The organism is Priestia megaterium (assembly GCF_041941685.1).
Lineage (GTDB): Bacteria > Bacillota > Bacilli > Bacillales > Bacillaceae_H > Priestia > Priestia megaterium_C.
The window spans coordinates 1,112,869-1,134,039 of sequence record NZ_CP130958.1 but is presented as its reverse complement, the minus strand read 5'-3'; the positions used below and the strand labels follow the sequence as shown (position 1 = coordinate 1,134,039).

Here is a 21,171-nt window from a genome sequence, read left to right as displayed (position 1 = left end):
GTAGACAAAGAACAAAAAACCACTCATCCTAATGGATGAGCGGTTATCATTTATTGCTTATATATTGTTACTTTATATAGCATTCAATTACATACAAACATAATATCATTTGCTTACAGTCTTTGTACTTTTACTTTCATTGCCTGCATTATCTTTAGCTATAATCGTTACTTTTGTTCCTGCCTTCTGCTTTGATATTTTAATACTAAAGGCACCTTTTGAATTAGCTTTTCCGCTCCCGATGGTTTTAGTACCGACCTTCACCGATACACTTGCATTAGCTTCTGTTGTACCTGTTACCGTTGTAGATCGAACAGAAATGTTATTTACTTTTGGAGGAACTGGTGCAGTTTTATCCTGTACCGTTACCACGGTTGGTTTGCTTTCGTTCTCCGCATTATCTTTCGCTGATACAGCGACCTTTACGCCAGCCTTTTGTTTAGAGATTTTCACGCTGTATTTCCCATTTTTATCTACTTTCCCACTCCCAATAACTTTTGTTCCTACTTTGACCGATACACTAGCATTAGCTTCTGCCGTGCCCGTTACTGTTTTGGATTGATCACTGACAGTATTTACTTTCGGGGAAGCGGGAGCTGTCTTGTCTTGTACAGTTACCACGGTTGATTTGCTTTCGTTTCCTGCATTATCTTTCGCTGAAACGGATACATTGGTTCCTGCCTTCTGTTTTGATATTTTAATACTAAAAGAACCTTTCGAGTTAGCTTTTCCACTTCCAATAGTTTTAGTGCCAACTTTCACTGATACACTGGCATTAGCTTCTGTCGTACCCGTTACGGTGATAGATTGATCACTGATAGTACCTACTTTCGGAGAAGCTGGAGCCGTCTTGTCCTGCACTGTTACCACGGTTGGCTTGCTTTCGTTTCCTTCATTATCTTTCGCCGAAACCGCTATAGGGGTTCCTGCCTTCTGTTTAGAGATCTTTACATTGTATTTCCCGTTTTCATCCGCATTTCCACTTCCAATGACCTTTGTTCCTACCTTCACTGATATATTCGCATTAGCTTCTGTTGTACCCGTTACTGTTGAAGATTGATCACTGACAGTATCTACTTTCGGAGAAACTGGAGCTGTCTTATCCTGTACTGTTACTACGGTTGGTTTGCTTTCGTTCCCTGCATTATCTTTCGCCGTTACTTCTAACAAGTTTCCTGCCTTTTGAGGTTCAATTGAAATAACAAATGTTCCGCCTGTTTGGGTATTCCCATTGTACGTCTTACTTTCTGTTTTTACTGAAACTATCGAATCAGATTCTGCTAACCCCGTTACCATCGTGTCTTGATCATTCACCATATTAACTTTCGGTGCATCTGGAGCAGTTTTATCTTCTTGGATTGATACTTTAACTTCTTGGCTTTCATTTCCATCCTTATCTGTCGTCTTAACTATTAGTACCGCTCCTATTTCTTGTGGAGCAATTTGCACTTTGAAATTCCCTTCATTATCCGTTAATGACTTACCTAGCAACTTCCCATCTAAACTTACAGTTACATCATTGTTTGGCTCTCCCTTCCCAGTAACTACTTTATCGCTATTGCTTACTGGGTTTACATTGGGAGATAATGGCCTCACTACCTTATAAGTTGTAGGTGGCACTTTAATTAATTTACCTTCTGATATAAATCCAATATTATAATCACCTGGCGCCACGTCTGGAATAATTAATCCTGTATAAAATGATCCATCTTTTTCAGAAGTTAAATTCACCTTTGTTTCATCTTCATCTAATGAACCATTGTTATTACTATCGAAATAAAGCGTTCCTACTTCATAAGGAAAGAAATTCTTTCCGGTGATAAAAACTGTATTACCAATACTTCCGGAGCCCGAAGAAGCAATTAAGGTCCGCCCTATCACCTTAAACTTCATAACCTTCTCAATTACAGGATTGGAACTCGATACATACCGAATACTATATTCACCTGGTTCAATATTAGGGATTTTCACTTGGGCAGAGAATTTCCCCTGACTATCCGAGGAAACAACTTGTTTCACTTCGTCTTCATCTAATCTCCCGTTATTGTTGTTATCAAAATAGACTGTTCCAGAAGTATAAGGTGCTGAATATGCTCCTGTTACTGCTACTGTCTTACCTGCTGCACCCTCAGACGAACTACTATTAATCGAAGGGGCCATAATACGATGCGTTAAGCTATTAATTTCAATTGTTCCAAAGGAAGACTCATATCTAATATTGTAGGTTCCCGGTTCAACATTGGGTGTTTTTAGACTAGTAGCTACATTACCTATACTGTCCGTCTTTATACTTTGGCTCGGCTCCCCATTATCTAATTCATTGTTGTTATTACTATCAAAATAGATTACACCTTCATCACTACCCGGTAAGTTCTTCCCTATAATATTTATACTAGTGTTAACTCCACTGGGATTACTATAATTCTGCAAAGACGCAGCTATTACATCGTATTGAACTGGATCCATATAGATCTTTCTAGACGAAGATATATACCTAATATTATATTTTCCTGGTTTCACATTAGCTGATTTCAACTTAACTTCAGCAGAACCTGTATCGCCTACTTGTAGACTTTGTGACGATTCACCTTCATCCAACTGATTATTATTATTACTGTCGAAATAGACCGTCCCCTGCTCTCCTACAGGAAGATATTTAGCCGTAATGTTTATCTCCTCATTAATTCCTCCTTCTTTAAAAGAAGAGACTAAAACAGGATCTAAAACTCTATATTGAGCTGGTGTAGCATCTATATTTCCTGATGAGGATACATATAGAACATTATATGTTCCTACTTGGACATCAGGTACTTTTAGTGTAGCCGTAACACATGGATTCTCTGCCCATCTCCCACAATAGGAGGCTGCTTGCATAATTTGACTAGGTTCATCACTATCCAATTGCCCATTACCATTTATATCAAAAAAAACTTTTCCTTCATCTTCGGTAGCAGACCATTCCCCCTTTACAGTTAAATCCCTATTACCCCCACCAAATGTAGGAGAAATTGACATATAACCCGCTGCAAACACAACCCCCGTATTATTTAGGAATAATACGGAACAGAAAGTTAAAACACATACCATGGAAATTAAACTCTTCTTTAACAACGTTCTCCTCAACTATAATTCCCCCTTAATATATGACTAATGTTACCTAGAAGGTTAGGATTACTGAGCACCTTCTTCTTTTGTAAACGAAGGCAACATTTTCCTGAAACTATTATACCAATTTTATGTAATTTACTACTAGATTTTCTTTCTTAAGAAGGAGGACTTATTGGTAAGAATATAATTCTTTTAACCTTTTAATAATAAATAAAATTTAAATTTGTAAAAAATAAGTATGTTCTATTAATTCTATGAGGGAACAGTGTTCAATAAAGTATACTTTTACGAACACACACAAAAGCGACGCATTTTTATTTTATTGACGTTCACAAACATATATCAAACATATATAATGATTTTACAAACGTTCTTTTTTCGAGACACACTTTATCGAACGTTTTTTATTCAAAAGGTTAATTTATAAATAGATTTCCTATAATGAAAAAAATTTACATGTAATTCTGTTTTCTAAAAATTAGAGCATGCGTATAGAAAAAATATTAAGCAAGTAAATACCTCTTTTTACACAATAAAAAAGATACACTATTAGCTATCTAGCAATGTATCCTTTCGTGCTTTATTTTAAATTTAATAAGCTCCCTTTTTTTCAATACACTTATAAAAGTTTTTCCTATTATGGAAATGTCAAAAAGAATATTTTTTCGCTCAATATAATATAATTCTAAATTAACACGTTCTGGATATCCTATATTACTACGACCACTAACTTGCCAATATCCAGTTATACCAGGTTTAACAGACAAAAATATTTCTCTCTTATTTCCGTATTCTTTTAACTCATCCAATAAAACAGGACGAGGTCCTACAATAGACATGTCACCTATTAAAACATTTAAAAATTGAGGAATTTCATCTAAGCTAGTCTTTCTTAAAAACTCCCCCAATTTTGTAATTCTAGGATCTTCTGAAGGATCTAACTTATAACTGTTTTCTATGTACTTTCTATATAAAACAGGATTTTCTTTCAATTTCTGTTCAGAATTAATTATCATAGTTCTAAATTTTAAAATTAGAAAGGCCTCTCCATCCTTTCCTATTCTTTGCTGTTTAAATAACACTGGTCCTCTTGAATCCAATTTAATTAATAAAAAAATAATTAGCATTATAGGTAACAAAATAATAATGAATGTTATTGCTAAGATAATGTCAATTAATCTACTTGCTCCTCGTTCAAACTTCAATATAAAGCCCCCTCATTTATTATTGGTATAAGAGGTAATAAATTCTACAAAAATAGACTAAATACCTTTTTTTTAGTATTTAAAGGATAAAAAAACAAGTCTGCTGATCTAATTATGAAAAATAAATTAATTTTTTGTAATATTTATCACAATGAACTATCTGCTCTTCAACTGACAAACTTAGAAATAAAAATTTCTTAGCGTGGGAAAAAGCCGTTATTGATGTTTGTACACCATTGGTTTCAACGAAAAAAATTTTTTCATATTTATTTTGCTGTTAAATAAACTATTTTTCTCACATTTATGTAAATATTATGAATAAAAAAGACTATAACAACCACATATAACAAGAAAATCAGTTTAATTTAGCATAATTTATCATAAATTAACAGAACTTCCTACCTATTAACCATTTAATATTAAAAATGTAATATTATACAATAAAATATTTGATGGAGGAATTGTATGCCTATTGCTTATTCAGTACGTAAAGTATATAAACCGTTGACCCTTATAAATGTTCATTTATACAGATCTCTCACTAGCAGTAAATACTACTATAAGAAAAGAGATGCTGCAGTATTGAGAAAACTAAACACAGATAATGTAAATTTAATGCTTCGACAATTACTTTTGAATAAGGGCTAATTATATAATTACGCTAGTTATGTTGCTTATTATATTATGGGAATCTTTGTCTGGGCTTATTCCAACAAATAACAAAGCGCTTCACTACAAATAGCGAAGCGCTTTGTTTAACCTTGTCTGTTGAGGGAATCAGTTATTGAAAAACTAGTTTATATATATAGGTGATTTTGGGGTTACAAAATGTATACGAAATGAAACATTTTAAGCTTAAAAATCCTCACTTTTTAAATTTTTCCTGTTTTTTTCAGATCTGTCCAATATGCTCTTAATTGTTCCGCTTGCCATCTTTGTATACTCCGCGATTTCTTCTACACTATAGCCGTATCCATTCGCCATCATACATACCGTTTTTTCTATTTTAGTCAAAAACCAAAGCAAGTCTAATACCTTGTCTTCAAGAATTTGAATCTCTTTATCAGTCCCACTTTCAACTTCTATACTTTGCATATGTAAAAAGCAGTTTGGATCTATGCTAATTTCGTGTTGATAAGCAACAAGATTTTCTGCACCTCTCATAGATCCCCATCCAATCAATTTCAAAAAACATATCTGTTATCATGCTACTGTATAAACTTCGCTCTGATTTAATAGCTGGTATATCATCAATAAGAGTGGCTAACTGCTCAACATTACTAATGTGACGTTTTTTAACTTCTTATCCTTCTTACGTAAATCCGCTAAAGCATACCAATATTGAATAACTAAGTCTTTCACAACTGATCCCTCTCCTAATTAAACGAATGTTAATCAGGGTATAAAAGGAAAGTTTAAAAGATTCCTAGGAATTTTGTTTTTTTGATGTGTTCAGGCTCTTGTTTATAGACAGCCTTCCCGCTTGCAATGGCTTCAGCATTTTCCATGAAATGATAAAGCTTGCTGTTGCCGTATTTTTTAGAAACTGCTGAATAAGCTTTTTGCAGCCCGTACTGCTGATAGTTTTCACGATTTACACCTGATGCAATAACATGTGCTAGTCCGTGATAAATGAATTGATAGGCTGCTCTTTTAGCTTTACTGCCGTTGCCTCCTAACATACTTTGTGAAGATAGCTGAACGACTGCCCCATTTTTTACAAGCGTGTATAAATTCGCCGGATTACCTATAAATAACGAATGGCATTCAGGTTCATTTAAAACAGGCACAACTCCCTTTAACTGCAGCTCATATGAAATATTTTCCATAACTTTATTTTCCATATACTGTGGAGTTTCCAAAAAAATATATTTTTCATTTACATTTATAGTCATCCTATAGAAATTCTGATGAAACAAAGTCATATGATTGGAGGCAGTTACTTTTTGCCCTGGTAAGATGGTTAATGAAAGTGAGGCTTTTCGTAGATACTTATTTGCAAGGTCTACCGCTGATGTACAGCTTGAAGCAAGTTCTTTATATTTAGGCGTCGCAATAACTTTTGTTATTCCGTGCTTCACCAATGTATCTGCCATCTGCAAAAGTTCACCTTGACTCTTAGGTCCATTTTCCATCTCCGGCAAAATGTATGTAAGTCAATCATTTGTTTGTCTCCTCTTTCTATGTCTCAATTTGTGGGTAATATTCCATAAATTATATTATAGCATATACGCCGAATGAGCTTTTCCACATACAGAAAAACACCTTCTTATGTACATGTTTAGAGTATTAAAAACTATATTTCCGTCTTAAGATGCACAATATCATCATTTTTAGTTCATTATATCTATAAAAATCCAAACAGATTAGCCGAAGAGGTAACCTGCTTGTTCTTATAACTCTGATGATGAATTAGTAAAATACGTTTCCAAATAGTTTGCCCATAGTTTTTCTCCATCGGCATTAGGCTGACCAGGAGTTTTCGCTAAAAATGTTAAAATATCTTTAGAACGGTAGTCAGGCCATGCATTCCAATGATCAAGATACTCGTATCCATTTTCTTTAGAAAATTTCTCTAATGCCTTTACATCATTTGGATAATTTTCTGCTTTATATACAGGTGCTGATGGCTGTAGAATCGTAACGAGTTCACTATTATGCTTTTTTAAACGGCTCATAATTACAGTAATATTTTCTAGCGTATTATTAATTCCTACTACTCCGTTATCATTTAACAGAAACGGCTCAAACAACAAAACGTCCGGTTTTTCATTTAAGATTTGTTTGTAAGCTTCATTTTTTACAAATTCCAGCGTTGTCATATCTGTATACTCATATATTTGTGTAGTTATCAAATCTTCACCGTATGTACTTTGTAAGTTTTCCTTCAGCAAAGCTCCCCAGGTCTTATCTACCTTCTCTTTAGGAGCAGAGCCTACAATTACTAGCTTGATAGGTTTTTGTGCTTTTTCAGCTTGCTCTATTTTTTCTGTTACCGATTTAGGAAGGTTTTGCGCATATTGCTTCCACGAAACGTCTTGACCTTCTGTGTAACGTGAATCTTCTATTTTCGTTGGTCTTAATGCTGACTGTTCGGAAGCCTGATGATTCCAATACATTTTTCCTGCTACTAAAGATGCTATAAGCAAAAGTAACGCTAGAATATTGACCCCTATTTTCATAAATTGTCTCCTCTACTATATCTTTCTTTTTTGCTTTTATTATAATATAATTTGAGAATAAGTGGATAAAAATAAGTCAATATGTCATATTTTTGTAGACTTGCTGTTATGTATAAAAAACAGATAAGAATTAATGAAGTACATAAGTAGTTCATTTGTTTTATCAATATATTAAGCAAAGGAAGAGAAACTGATTATGACAGAGCCTCAAACTCGACGACGTAAAAGAAGAAAACCGAAGAAAAGACGCGCTTTAAAAATTACAATGGCCATTATTTTAGTACTAATTCTTGGAGTAGGAGCTTATGCCTACAGCATTTGGCATTCGGTTGAAAAGACTTTTACACAAACGCACGAGCCGTTAAACCGTGATGTTTCAGAAAAACGCTCGGAAAAAGTCTCATTTAGTAACCGAGATCCCATCTCTATTCTGCTTCTAGGAGTAGATCAGCGCGCTGGAGATCGCGGCCGTTCAGATTCGTTAATCTTAATGACGGTGAATCCAAAAGATCAATCGATGAAAATGGTTAGTATTCCTCGTGATACGCGTACAGAAATTGTAGGAAAAGGAACTACCGATAAAATTAACCACGCCTATGCATTTGGAGGCGTAGATATGGCTGTTAATACGGTAGAAAAATTCTTAGACGTGCCTGTAGATTATTACGTCCAGGTTAATATGGAAAGCTTTAAAGACATCGTAGATGCGGTTGGAGGAGTTACGGTTAACAACGACCTGAACTTTAATTATGACGGATACAGCTTTAAAAAAGGAAACCTTACGCTTAATGGAAAAGAAGCTCTTGCTTACTCACGTATGCGTAAACAAGATCCTCGAGGAGACTTTGGACGTCAAATGCGTCAGCGTCAAATTATTGAAGGAGTTATTGAAGAAGGAGCAAGTGTTCAATCTCTTGCTAATTATGGTACAATCTTAGACACAATTGGAACAAATGTTAGAACAAACCTTACATTTGATGATATGAAACAAATTCAATCTAATTACAAGGATGCACGTCATAATGTAGAGCAGCTGCAAGTAGATGGTAAAGGTGAAAAAATCAATGGCATTTACTACTATACCGTATCAGATGCTACGCGCGAAGCGCTCTCAAGCAAGTTAAAACAGCATTTGAATATTAACTAATAAAAAAAGTGATGAAGGAAACTTCATCACTTTTTTTATTGAAAATGAGTGTTATACACGCACTTTTTCTTGCTTCAGCAACTCTTCCATAAATACAAGAAGATTTTCACGTAGATCTTCGTGCTGAAGAGCAAATTCTAAAGATGTTTGAATAAAGCCTAACTTTTCCCCTACGTCATAACGTTTTCCTTCAAAATCGTAGGCAAATACGCGTTGAATTTCATTTAGCTTTTGAATCGCATCTGTTAATTGAATTTCACCGCCCGCTCCTACTTCCTGCTCTTCTAAGAACTTAAAGATTTCCGATGTAAACACATAGCGGCCCATAATTGCTAGATTAGAAGGAGCAGTCCCTGGCGCTGGCTTTTCAACAAACGAATTAACCTGGTAACGGCGGCCCTTACTTGAAGTTGGATCAATAATACCATAGCGATGCGTTTCATTATCAGCAACAGTTTGAACACCAATAACAGATGATAACGTTTGTTCATACTCATCCATCAACTGACGTAATCCTGGCGTCTCTGCTTGTACAATATCATCTCCTAGTAATACAGCAAAAGGCTCGTTGCCAATAAAGTTACGCGCACACCAAACTGCATGTCCTAATCCTTTTGGATCTTTTTGGCGAATGTAGTGAATTTCTACGTTTGAAGATTGACGAACTTTCTCTAGCAGCTCAAATTTTCCTTTTTCAGCTAAGTTTTGCTCTAGCTCAGGTGCATTGTCAAAATGATCTTCAATCGCACGCTTGCCTTTACCCGTTACAATAATAATATCTTCAATTCCTGATTCAATTGCCTCTTCGATAATATATTGAATCGTTGGTTTATCCACGATTGGAAGCATTTCTTTTGGCATAGCTTTTGTTGCTGGTAAAAAACGAGTTCCTAATCCTGCTGCTGGAATAATGGCCTTTTTAACTTTTTGCATGTTCATTTCTCCTTTTTAATACGTAGTTTAGTATAAATAAAGCACTTTAAAAAATGCCTAAAAACTTTTTCTTTTTCACCATCTCTGGGGGCTCTTTGTAGCACATTTGCCCCTGTATCACATACTGAGCATTTTCTAGAAACGAATATACTGTATCCTGTCCATGCTCCCTTTGTATGACTTCTAAAGCTTCTCTCATATAAAACGAGCGGCCTTCAAGATTATGGGCATCAGAGGATACAAAGTGCACGAGATTTGCTTGGATTAACTGATGAGAAAACTTTTTAATTTTTTTCCCAAAACGCCCCGTCACGCTTCCAGCTGTTACTTGAGCAAGCGCTCCGTTCGTTATAAATTTATACAGCAGATCGGGCTCCTCGAGCAAACGGCTATTTCTTTCAGGATGCACAATAATTGGAATCAGCCCTTTTGATTGAACTTCAAACAACAATTGCTCTGCATAATGCGGCACCTGACTCGATGGAAATTCTATAAATAAATATTTCCCTGTATCATTTAACGTCAAAATTTTCCCTTCTTGATAATCATCAAGAAGCTCACCGTAAAGCCGTATTTCCTGTCCAGGTAAAATTGTTAGTGGAAGCTTTTCCTGCTTCAATAGCTCATTTAATTTCTGTACGTATTGTACGATATCTTTCTTCTCATTAAGGTAGCGCCCATTCTGATGATGAGGTGTAGCTACGATTGTATGAATACCTTCTGAAACGGCTTTTTGGGCCATTTTCAAACTAATTTCTTCGTTTAAGGCGCCATCATCTATACCCGGTAGAATGTGACAATGTAAATCAATCATCTATTATCCTCCTTTCCAACACCCTATCTTAAGACCTAATTAAAGTAGTGTTATAGTTGCGTATTTTTTTCTTTATTTCTATGTGTTTTTTGTTAAATTTTTCATATTCTAAAAATTTCATTTGCTAGATTCATATATAAACAAAACCTCGAAACTATTAAAGTTTCGAGGTCTTGTTACATATAAGCAAAATCTAAAGCATAACAGAATAATTAATTACTTCCATAATAATAATAGTAGTAGCTTCCACTGTCTACCTTACGATTGTTGAAAACTGCACCAAGCAGCTTTGACTTTGCATGAACTAACAATTCTTTTGCTTTTACAGCCGCTTCTTTTTCTGTTTTTCCACTGCTTACCACTAAAATAGAAGCATCTACTTGATTGGCTAAAATTTGAGCGTCCGCAACTGCTAAAATAGGCGGCGTATCAAAAATAATCATATCAAACTGCTGCTTCATTTCTTTCAACAGCTCTTTCATTTGAGAAGAGGCAAGAAGCTCAGACGGATTTGGTGGAACGGGCCCACTTGTTAACACATAAAGGTTACTAACTTCCGTCTCTTGGACCGCTTGTCCCAAACTAGACTGTCTTGTTAGAACGTTTGTAAGACCACTGTGGTTTTCTAGACGAAATGTGTAATGAGCAGTTGGCTTGCGTAAATCCGCATCTACTAATAATACCTTTAAGCTCTGCTGAGCATAAACAGCTGCTAAATTTGAAGCCGTTGTTGATTTGCCTTCAGCTGTTCCACTTGAAGTTAGAAGCAATGATTTAATATCCTGATCCACACCTGAAAATTGAATATTTGTACGAATTGTACGATACTGTTCAGCAATCGGATCTTTCGGGCTGTTATGCGCCAGAAGCCTTCGCTTTAATGTCAGCATTTTATCATTTTTATTTTCTTTTCCTTTACGAGCCAAATGTCTCACCTCTTTGCGGTACGCGCGCTTTCACATCAGGACGCTGTACGTTTGTTGCCTTAGGTACATCCTTAATATTTGTAATGACGCCCATTACTGGAAGCTCTAGAATATTTTCAATATCTTGCTCTGTTTTAACCGTATTATCTAAGTATTCCAATAAGAACGATAATCCGATACCTACCACTAAACCTACCACCAACGCAATTGCAATATTTAAGACAGGCTGGGGTTTAACAGGATTTTTACTCGCTGCAAGATCTGCCTTGGATAGAATACTCACATTATCAATGTTCATATTCATAATCTTAGGAACTTTTTGTTGAAAAACAGATGCTGTTGTATTAGCAATTTCCGTTGCACGCTTTGCATTTGTATCTTGAACGGTAATTAGAGCAACCTGCGAATTTTCAGCGCTAGTTACTTGAATTTGCCCACTTAAAGATTTAGCTGAGCTATCTAATTTTAGTTTTTCAATAACTGTATCTAAAATAGCAGGACTCTTAATAATATCATTGTACGTATTAATTAATTGTACATTCGTTTGCACGGCTCCTACCTCGTACAATTGCTGCTCTGACTTAGCCTGATTCACAAGGATTTGTGTGCTTGTTTGATATACGGGTGTTAATACAAAAAAGCTAATAACTGCACTAATGGTTGCTGCGATAATTGCTATTAATGCAATAAGCCATAAACGCTTACGCAATACTTGAAACAAATCTCGCAAACTAATTGTTTCTTCCATGATTGACCTCCGAACGTAATAGCTTGTAGTAACATAGACATACCTTTCATTATACTTGACAAAATATACAATTACTATATGCTTTCGTCAATATAGTCATTATTTTACTACTTGTTTCTTTTATATCGGTGTCGATAAAAGATTGTTTACACTTTCCATTACTTTTTCTTCTAATATTTTTAGAGCTTTTTCACTTTCTTTTAAAGAATCTTTCTTTACACCGAAATAGAACTTTGCTTTTGGCTCCGTCCCAGAAGGGCGAATGGTAAACCAAGAGCCATCTTCCAAATGGTATTTAAGTACATTTGACTTTGGCAGCTGAATGGCTTCAGCAGCTTGATTTACCATGTTTGTTCTTTTACTAATAAGATAATCCTCAACAGTAATTACTTTTAAATTAGCAACTTGTGTTGGAGGGTTAAGACGAAACTCAGTTAAAATACTAGCAATCTGTTCTGAACCATCTTTTCCTTTTAATGTTAAAGACTGCAGGGATTCTTTATAAAATCCATATGTCTCAAAGATTTCTACTAAACCTTCATACAATGATTTTCCTTGTGCTTTATAATATGCTGCAACTTCAGCTGCAAAAACTGCTGACTGGACAGCATCTTTATCACGGACAAAGTCCCCGATTAAATATCCATAGCTTTCTTCGTAGCCAAATTGGAATTGATACTCTTTTGTCTGTTCAAATTCATTAATTTTTTCACCAATAAATTTAAAACCTGTTAATGTATCAATTGTTTCTAATTCAAAGCTAGTAGCAATAGCACGGCCAATTTCAGATGTTACAATGGTTTTGACCACCACTCCATTTGCTGGAAGAATGTTTTGTTTTTGCTTTTGTGTTAACAAATAGTGAAGCATTAAAGCACCCATTTGGTTTCCTGTAAGTACTACATATTCACCATTTTCATTCTTTACTGCCACACCTAAGCGATCAGCATCTGGATCTGTTCCCATTAGAATATCAGCATCAATTTCTTTGCCATATTGAATAGCTAATTCGAAAGCTGCATGCTCTTCAGGGTTAGGCGATTTAACGGTTGAGAAGTTAGGGTCCGGAAGCTCTTGTTCCTTTACAACCGTAACATTTGTAAAACCAAATGCTTTTAATCCGTCACGAACAGGCTTATTGGCAGTACCATGTAGAGGTGTAAAAACAATTTTCAAATCTTTTCCCGCTTGCTCTACAACTTCACGATTCAACTGAATTGTTTTCAATTGTTCCGTATAAGCTGCATCAACTTCGTCGCCAATATACGTCAATAATTCACTAGCAAGAAGTTCTTGTTCTGCTTTTACTGGTATCAATAACTCGTTTTCCACTGCATTTACATAAGAAATAATAGTATCTGCAGCAGCAGGCGGAAGCTGTCCTCCATCTTCTCCGTACACTTTATATCCGTTATATTCTGGAGGGTTATGACTGGCTGTAATCACGATGCCTGCAAATGCATTTAGATAACGAACGGCAAAAGACAGCTCAGGCGTAGGACGCAACTCTTCAAAAATATACGTTTTAATTCCATGGTGCCCTAATACTTTTGCTACTTCTAATGCAAATTCAGGTGATTTGTGACGAGAGTCGTAAGCTACTACAACTCCTCGTGTCTTTGCACTATCTCCATTTTCCTCAATATAAGAAGCCAGGCCTTTGGTAGCTTTACGAACCATATAAATGTTTAAACGATTTGTACCAGGTCCAAGCTCTCCTCTCATTCCGCCTGTGCCAAATTCTAGGTTTTTATAAAATGCATCTTCTGCTGTTTTTTCATTTTTTTCCATTAAAAGTAACTCTTTTTTTAATTCTTCATTCAAATCATCAAACATTAGCCATTTGTCTAGCTGTACTTGCCATCTCACGTTGATGACCTCCTTTACTATTTGGTTGTGAAGCAATTAATTGTACCTGTCCTTCAATTGTAAATGAATGCATTTCATGTGGAATAATAAAGTGATCACCATATTTAATTGAGTATTCTTTATCTTCTGAAATTATTTTACCTTCACCATTAATCACACTTACTAGTGTAAAGTAGCGTTCCTGAGTCAGTGATAAGGAGTTAGTAATGTCCCATTTATATAGAGTGAAATAATCTTCTTCCACGAATGTTGTAATGCTTCCCCCAGCTGTTTTAGCGATAGCCGGCTCAATTTTAGCTGCAGTATGAGGAACAGTAGTAACATCAATTGCTTTATCTAAATGAAGCTCTCGAAGCTTACCATCTTGTCCTCGGCGATCATAGTCGTACACGCGATATGTAGTGTCTGAACTTTGCTGAGTTTCTAGTACAAGCGTTCCTTTACACAAAGCGTGAATCGTACCGCTTGGAACGTAGAAAAAATCACCTGGCTTAATTTTGACTCGTTGCAGAAGACCTTCCCAATTACCATCTTCCACCAACTGAACAAATTCTTCTTTGGACTGCGCATGATGTCCAAAAATCATATCTGCATCTTCATCGCAGTCAACAATATACCAGCATTCTGTCTTGCCCAGTTCACCATTTTCAAACTTATTGGCATACTCATCATCCGGATGAACTTGAACAGATAAATCATCATTTGCATCTAGAATTTTAGTTAACAAAGGAAAACGATCGCTTTCAAAATTACCAAATAAATCTGGATGTTCTTCCCATAGTTCTCCTAAGCTTTTTTCAGCAAACTTCCCAGATGCTACAACACTTTGACCATGTGGGTGAGCAGAAATTGCCCAGCACTCTCCCGTTCTCGAGGATGGAATGGTATATCCGTACTTTTTATTTAGCTGATTTCCACCCCAGATCCTCTCTTGAAATGATGGTCGTAAAAAAATAGGTTGTTTCAATGATTGTACATCTCCTCTATTATTACTTATATAACGTTTTTAGCTGCAAAAATACCAAACAAAAAAGAGTAGATGAAGCTACTCCTTTTTGCTTTTGCTCCTACACTTCTTTTACACTTAATACATGCTCCTGAATAGCGTCCCATTCCATATATAGTCGAACAATGTCTTCTTCGATTAATTGAGAACCAGTTTGCACTTCAATGAATTCCATATCCGAGATTGCTTTAATTGCATGCTTCTCTCCTGCTGCTATTTTTATTACATCCCCCGGCTTTACCATTTGCAAGCGGTCATTTAAAACTAGTTCCCCTTCCCCTTTAATGATTGTCCATACTTCGTCCCTATAATCATGCAGCTGATAGCTTAAATTCTTGCCTGCTGCTACGCCAATTCTTTTTGTTAAAACTTCTTTTTCTTCCTCAAGCTTTGTATAGTCTAATACGCGATACCATCCCCATCGACGTTCTTCGTACATAGGGCGATTGTCAAACTCACCTACTAACTCTTTAATACGAGGACTGGATTCTTTATCCGATACAAGAATGCCGTCAGGACTTACAGCTACTACCAGGTTAGAAGCTCCAAGTACTGTGACAGGGATATCTAGCTCGTTAATTAAATGAACTCCTTCGCTGTCTTCACTGATAACACCTTTACCAATTTTGACTGTGCCCATTTCTTCCGTTAATGTATTCCAAGTTCCTAAGTCTTTCCAATAGCCGTCATATGGAAGAACCACAATGTCTTTTGTTTTTTCTACTACTTCGTAATCAAAGCTAATCTTAGGAAGAGTACTATATTGTTTCAGCAACTTTTCATAATCAGTTGGCCAGCCCTTAGCCTCAAGAATAGAGATCACATATTCTAGTTTGAAAGCAAATACTCCGCAATTCCACAAAGCGTTATGCTTAATTAAATCAGCGGCTGCCGCTTCACTCGGCTTTTCTGTAAATCGGTTAACTGAAAGGTAATCCGCTTTACTTTCTTCCTTTTCTTCTGCAGGAACAATATATCCATATTTAGATGAAGGATATGTAGGGGTAACACCAATAAGGGCCAGCTGTGCTTCACTCTCTTGCACAACTCTTTCTAATTCTTTTACTCTATTAAAAAAAGCATCATCTACATACGGATCTACTGGGAGAATAGCTACTACTTCGTCTAATGAAGCTTTTTTAACGCTGTATATATAAGAAGCAGCAAGAGCAATAGCCGGAAATGTATCTCGGCGCATAGGTTCTACAATCAGGTCAGCTTCATTCGATAACTGACTGTGAATCATATCAACCTGAGATTTGCTTGTCGCAATGACTGAGGATTCAGCGAGTCCAACATTCTTCAGCTGATTCCATACTCTTTGAACCATTGATTCAAGCAACTGATTTTTATCTTCTAATACTTTTAGAAATTGCTTTGAACGCGCATCATTTGACAGCGGCCATAGGCGCTTACCAGACCCACCTGATAAAAGTACTAAATTCAAATTTATGCCCACCTTATTAAATTATTTGTTTGTATACATCAATAATTTTTTTATTCATTATTTCGCTAGTAAAGTTGTCTATAAAATAGTCATAACCATTTAGACCTTTACGTCGCAACTCAGCTTTATTAAGTGAGTTCAAGATTTGTTCCAATGTACTTAACTGATTAAGCGAAAAAATATAACCATTATCATTTCCAACTAAATCAGGTAACGCTCCTCGATCACTTACTATGATTGGCTTTGCGTTTTTCATTGCTTCCACGGCAACTAATCCAAAACCTTCCCATCTGGAAGGAATAATCACCGCATCAAATAACTCATAATATGAATCTAGTTGATTATTATCTACCCAGCCAACGCTTATCACATTTTCAGGGATTTCAATTGCACTATTTTTCAGCACACTATCACCAATAATATATAGCTGGATATCTTTATTTTTATAGCCTGTAAAAAACTCAATTAAGATATCCAGTCCCTTTTGTCGGTCAAATCTCCCTACAAACAAGAGGTTTATTTTTTCCTTATCGATTTTGAGGTTTGGATTTCCATCACGTACAGTTGTATTGATCCCATTGTTAATGAGCGCTAATTTATTATCAGTAAACCCTAATTCAAGAGATTTCTTTTGTTCGTTTTGCGAAATATTGATGATTTTATCTGTCTTTGTAGACAGTACCTTTTCAACAAACGTAAATACCTTTTTCTTTAAGGAAGATAACTCCATCAAGAAAGCCCACCCATGTGAACAATAAACAACTTTATATTTCTTTCTTCTAAAAAATAAAGGAAACCTTACAAACACTCCTGCAAACGTACTGTGAACATGTACGACATCAGGCTGTACTTGATCGATTACTTTTTCTATTTGTTTAACCGCACTTGCAACACTCTTCAAATTACGTTCATATTTATAAAAAAACAGGTGTTCAGAGGGAAGATCAAAATCTTTATCAGAATTTGTGTCACTTGCAACAAGATAGATTTCTTCAATATCTTCGCAGTGTTTCTGGTAATCAATAACTTCCTTTACATAAGTGGCTACTCCGCCTTTTACGTATTCACCTACATGCATTACTTTCATAGGGGATAAATCTCCTTTCATAAAAAGACCTTTGCCTTTTTATGCATCCAGCGACTTTGTATATCCAATCAGCTGATTAGCTGCTGTTTGCCAAGAAAATTTTTCAGCTTGTTTTAAACCTTTTACTTTTAGCTCTTGCTTTACATCATCACTATTCATGACATATCTAATTTTATCTGCAAGTTCTTGTGAATCGTTCGGATTAAAGTAAATAGCAGCTTCACCAGATACTTCAGGCATCGGGCCGACATTGGACACAAGTACAGGACATCCTGTAGACATTGCTTCCAAAGGAGGTAATCCAAATCCTTCATAAACGGACGGAAATACAAAACAGCCTGCATTCATATACAGACCTTTTAAATCTTCGTCTGTTACATATCCAACTTGCTTAATATTTTCATTTTCAATGTCAATTTTATTAAAAACTTTTAAATCCGTTCCGCCAGCTATAACAATCTGAAAATCTTCGTCTTGCAGATACTCGGTAGCATCGACTAGCGCTTTGAAATTTTTGTTTGGATTCATACTGCTCACAGCCAGAATGTATTTCTGGGGCTTCAAATCAAATTTCTTAAGGATTGAATGATCTTCTTTAATAGAATCAAAATGTTCTTTGCCCTCAGAAATTAACTCTAATTTCTTTGAGCTAATTTTTAGATATTTTATTAATTCCTCTTTTGAAAATTGAGAAATAGTTAATACTTTTTTCGACCTAAGCTTGAAGAACGTGAACATTGTTTTGTACCATACTCTAAAAGCTTTTGAAAAGCCTTGCGGTGAAGCATAGACAGCCGTGTCATGAATCACAACAATTTGATTTTTTTTCAAAATAGGACCCGTATTACAAAAATTAATTAAAGGCTTTGCTTTTACATAAACCGGTAGCTCTAACTGCTCCCATTTATGTCCTGTAGATTGACCAATTGATTTGATTTTAATGTTTTGAAGCGAATGCTCCCCCTCATAATTAGGGGGAACTAAAATCGTGAACTGAACGTCTTTTTGTTTGTCTAAGCGCTGGATGATTTCCCACGCAAACCGTTGCACACCTGTTACGCGCTGAGTCAAAAAGCGTCCATTTATATATACATCCATAATATTCTCCTTATATTCATTAAAATTTATTCCTAATAGGAAAGGGAAGCTTTGAAAAAGAGAGAAGGCAATTAACCTTCTTACCTCTTAGGAATTAATTAATGACTTAGAAGTGTAAATAGATTTTCGACCAACAGAATGATATTCAATACCTGCTTCTGTTACGGCTTTTTCATCAAAACAATTACGTCCGTCAAAAACAACTGCTTCGTTCATGACTGTATGCAAGTCTTTTAAGTTCATATTTTTAAATTCATCCCACTCTGTTACAATTACTGCTGCATCGGCATTTTGTAGAACACCTGAGACTGATTCTTCGTAAGTAACTGCTTCTGGAAGAAGTGATTTTGCATTTGCCATAGCAATTGGATCGTATGCTTTCACTTTAGCTCCTTGAGCAATTAATTCTTTTGCTAAAACGATAGAAGCTGCTTCACGCATATCATCAGTATTTGGCTTAAATGCCAGACCTAATAATGAAATAACTTTTCCTTCTAAACTGCCAAATTTAGAAACAATCTTATCTACCATTAGACGCTGCTGATTGTTATTTACTTGAATAACAGATCTAAGCAACTCAAAATCATGCTCCACTCCGCCCGCGATTTGTACTAATGCATGTGTATCTTTTGGGAAACATGACCCTCCGTAACCAATTCCCGCATTTAAGAAGTTTCGTCCAATGCGCTGATCATAGCCCATACCATTTGCTACATCTTCTACATTGGCCCCTAGCTTTTCACAAATGTTAGAAATTTCGTTAATAAAGCTAATTTTCGTTGCTAAAAATGCATTCGATGCGTATTTAATCATTTCAGAACTTGAAATGTCTGTTTTAAATACTGGAATCTTTAACGGCTTGTACATCTCTTCAAGAATAGCCGCTGTTTCAGCGTCATCTGTTCCAACAACAATTCGATCCCCATTAAATGTATCTTGAACCGCTGAACCTTCACGTAAAAACTCAGGGTTTGAAGCAATGCTGATTTTTACGTCATTTTTAAGATTTTCACGGATAATTTTCTCTACTCGATAATTTGTTCCTACTGGTACCGTACTTTTTGTTACAACAACCACATCACTTGTTACCTCTTGAGCAATCTGCTCTGCCACAGCTTCAATATATTGCAAATTAGCAGAACCGTCCGGAAGCTGAGGTGTTCCTACTGCGATGAACACGACTTCTGAATTTTCGAAGCCTTCTTTATGGACATTTGTAAAATGCAAGCGACCTTCGTTAATATTTTTAACCATTAGCTCAGCTAAGCCTGGTTCGTAGATGGGCGATTGCCCTTGTCTCATTTTGTTAATTTTGTTGATGTCTGTATCAATACACGTAACATCATGGCCAATTTCCGATAGGCATACCCCTGTTACAAGCCCTACATATCCAGTTCCTACCACACTAATTTTCATGTTATACTCCTCCTACATGCGTGCCTTTATAACACTTATTACATTACTTTCTCATACACGCGTTTATAATCTACAAGATTGTCTCTGAATTTAACTGAATTTTGGTAACTATCAGAAACTAACTTTTCATATGATTTGCGCGACATTTTTTGGATAAAGATTAATTTTTCTTTTAACTCTTCTATATTTTCTCTTTCAAACAACATATCTTTTTCAGGAATTAACTCGGGAATTCCACCTACAGCTGTGGCAAGAACAGGAGTGCCCTGCTGATAAGATTCAATAATCACCCGTCCAAAAGGCTCAGCCCATTTTGACGGTACGACGGTTACATCTACACTGGCCATCTGCTGATATACTTCTTCTTGAGAAACTTTTCCTTTTACTACAATTCTGCTATCTGTCTTAGCAATTTCTTTTATTTCGTCAAGTTGATCTCCTGTACCGCAAATGACCAACTTATTCACAATCGAAGAATCTAGCTCTCGAATTGTATTTACCAGCATCATGATACCCTTGTTAGATGCCACTTGCCCGAAGTACCCTACCGTTAGAGGCTCACCCTCTACTCTTGGATTACGATCAAAACGTTCAGCATTTACTACATTGCCAATAACGTCTGCGTCGGAGCGTTGAAACAATCGATGATCTTGATGATACTTTAAAATGTAATTTGAAATACCAACCACTTTTTTTACGTTCAAGCTTCTTTTTACGTTGACCTTGTGAATGAAGCGATTAACCACACCACTATTAACGGGCTCAATAAGAGCATAGTCACGCGTTGTGTGAACAATTGGAATAGATAGCCGGCTGCAGATATTCCATAGATAAGTCCCAATCCCCATTAAATTCTGAGAATGAATGAGGTCAGGTTTAATTTCTTTTAACACTTTAGTCAGTAACTTCGCCTGAGCCGGCTGATACATGTTAATAAAATGCCAGGTTAACTTTTTCAAAGTTCCTTTATCTTTTCGATCTAAAGGCGAATAGATATTTAATGAAGGCAAACGGTGCACCGTAACTCCGTTAATAACCTCTGTAAAAACTTTCTTTTTTTGTTCACCCGTTGTTAATACATGCACTTCGTAATCCGCTGACAACCCCTCTGCAAGCAATTGAGTTGAAATTTCAGCTCCTCCTACGATGGTAGGAAAATAGAAGCTATTGACAATCAATATCTTT

Annotated in this window: 17 protein-coding genes; 1 reads left to right on the top strand and 16 read right to left on the bottom strand. The window is 35.8% G+C overall.

Going from position 1 to position 21,171, the window contains the following annotated elements:
• Positions 1-105: 105 nt before the first annotated feature.
• The 5 genes from Q5794_RS05930 to Q5794_RS05910 all read right to left on the bottom strand — a co-directional run bounded on the left by Q5794_RS05930 (position 106) and on the right by Q5794_RS05910 (position 7,495).
• Complete coding sequence (locus tag Q5794_RS05930) at positions 106-3,123, bottom strand: Ig-like domain-containing protein (RefSeq protein WP_374988846.1); 3,018 nt, start codon at positions 3,121-3,123, stop codon at positions 106-108.
• 542 nt (positions 3,124-3,665) lie between these two features.
• Entirely contained in the window at positions 3,666-4,313 is a 648-nt protein-coding gene (locus tag Q5794_RS05925; protein ID WP_374988845.1) for a sugar transferase, read from the bottom strand.
• A gap of 855 nt (positions 4,314-5,168) precedes the next feature.
• Positions 5,169-5,477, bottom strand: coding sequence for a hypothetical protein (locus Q5794_RS05920; RefSeq protein WP_374988844.1), 309 nt, complete (start codon positions 5,475-5,477; stop codon positions 5,169-5,171).
• Positions 5,478-5,728: 251 nt separating this feature from the next.
• Entirely contained in the window at positions 5,729-6,457 is a 729-nt protein-coding gene (locus tag Q5794_RS05915; RefSeq protein WP_374988843.1) for a CpsB/CapC family capsule biosynthesis tyrosine phosphatase, read from the bottom strand.
• 249 nt (positions 6,458-6,706) lie between these two features.
• On the bottom strand, positions 6,707-7,495 hold the full coding sequence (locus Q5794_RS05910; RefSeq protein WP_374988842.1) for an SGNH/GDSL hydrolase family protein: 789 nt from the start codon (positions 7,493-7,495) through the stop codon (positions 6,707-6,709).
• Positions 7,496-7,691: 196 nt separating this feature from the next.
• Here Q5794_RS05910 and Q5794_RS05905 point away from each other — a divergent pair, with 196 nt between their 5' ends.
• On the top strand, positions 7,692-8,642 hold the full coding sequence (locus tag Q5794_RS05905; protein ID WP_374988841.1) for a LytR family transcriptional regulator: 951 nt from the start codon (positions 7,692-7,694) through the stop codon (positions 8,640-8,642).
• 51 nt (positions 8,643-8,693) lie between these two features.
• Here Q5794_RS05905 and galU read toward each other — a convergent pair whose 3' ends face one another.
• The 11 genes from galU to Q5794_RS05850 all read right to left on the bottom strand — a co-directional run bounded on the left by galU (position 8,694) and on the right by Q5794_RS05850 (position 21,164).
• Entirely contained in the window at positions 8,694-9,575 is an 882-nt protein-coding gene (gene galU, locus Q5794_RS05900; protein ID WP_374988840.1) for a UTP--glucose-1-phosphate uridylyltransferase GalU, read from the bottom strand.
• Between the two features lie 46 nt (positions 9,576-9,621).
• Positions 9,622-10,389: a tyrosine-protein phosphatase gene (locus tag Q5794_RS05895; RefSeq protein WP_374988839.1), complete on the bottom strand. Its 768-nt coding sequence runs from the start codon at positions 10,387-10,389 to the stop codon at positions 9,622-9,624.
• A gap of 212 nt (positions 10,390-10,601) precedes the next feature.
• Positions 10,602-11,315 carry a CpsD/CapB family tyrosine-protein kinase gene (locus Q5794_RS05890; protein WP_374988838.1) on the bottom strand — a complete coding sequence of 238 codons (714 nt, stop codon included), beginning with the start codon at positions 11,313-11,315 and terminating at the stop codon, positions 10,602-10,604.
• On the bottom strand, positions 11,305-12,063 hold the full coding sequence (locus Q5794_RS05885; protein WP_374988837.1) for a YveK family protein: 759 nt from the start codon (positions 12,061-12,063) through the stop codon (positions 11,305-11,307). Before Q5794_RS05885 ends, Q5794_RS05890 begins: the two co-directional genes overlap by 11 nt.
• A 120-nt stretch (positions 12,064-12,183) precedes the next feature.
• The gene (locus Q5794_RS05880) at positions 12,184-13,932 is read right to left on the bottom strand and encodes a phospho-sugar mutase (RefSeq protein WP_374988836.1); all 1,749 of its coding nucleotides are present in this window, start codon (positions 13,930-13,932) and stop codon (positions 12,184-12,186) included.
• On the bottom strand, positions 13,892-14,899 hold the full coding sequence (gene manA, locus Q5794_RS05875) for a mannose-6-phosphate isomerase, class I (protein ID WP_261591088.1): 1,008 nt from the start codon (positions 14,897-14,899) through the stop codon (positions 13,892-13,894). The genes Q5794_RS05880 and manA overlap by 41 nt, the downstream gene beginning before the upstream one ends.
• 100 nt (positions 14,900-14,999) lie before the next feature.
• A complete protein-coding gene (locus Q5794_RS05870; protein WP_374988835.1) occupies positions 15,000-16,385 on the bottom strand; it encodes a sugar phosphate nucleotidyltransferase in 1,386 nt (461 codons plus the stop codon).
• A gap of 16 nt (positions 16,386-16,401) precedes the next feature.
• Positions 16,402-17,472 carry a glycosyltransferase family 4 protein gene (locus Q5794_RS05865; RefSeq protein WP_374988834.1) on the bottom strand — a complete coding sequence of 357 codons (1,071 nt, stop codon included), beginning with the start codon at positions 17,470-17,472 and terminating at the stop codon, positions 16,402-16,404.
• A 39-nt stretch (positions 17,473-17,511) separates the two neighbouring features.
• Complete coding sequence (locus Q5794_RS05860; RefSeq protein ID WP_374988833.1) at positions 17,512-18,570, bottom strand: glycosyltransferase family 4 protein; 1,059 nt, start codon at positions 18,568-18,570, stop codon at positions 17,512-17,514.
• A gap of 87 nt (positions 18,571-18,657) precedes the next feature.
• Positions 18,658-19,986: a UDP-glucose dehydrogenase family protein gene (locus Q5794_RS05855; protein ID WP_374988832.1), complete on the bottom strand. Its 1,329-nt coding sequence runs from the start codon at positions 19,984-19,986 to the stop codon at positions 18,658-18,660.
• 38 nt (positions 19,987-20,024) lie between these two features.
• On the bottom strand, positions 20,025-21,164 hold the full coding sequence (locus Q5794_RS05850) for a glycosyltransferase family 4 protein (protein WP_374988831.1): 1,140 nt from the start codon (positions 21,162-21,164) through the stop codon (positions 20,025-20,027).
• Between the last annotated feature and the right edge of the window lie 7 nt (positions 21,165-21,171).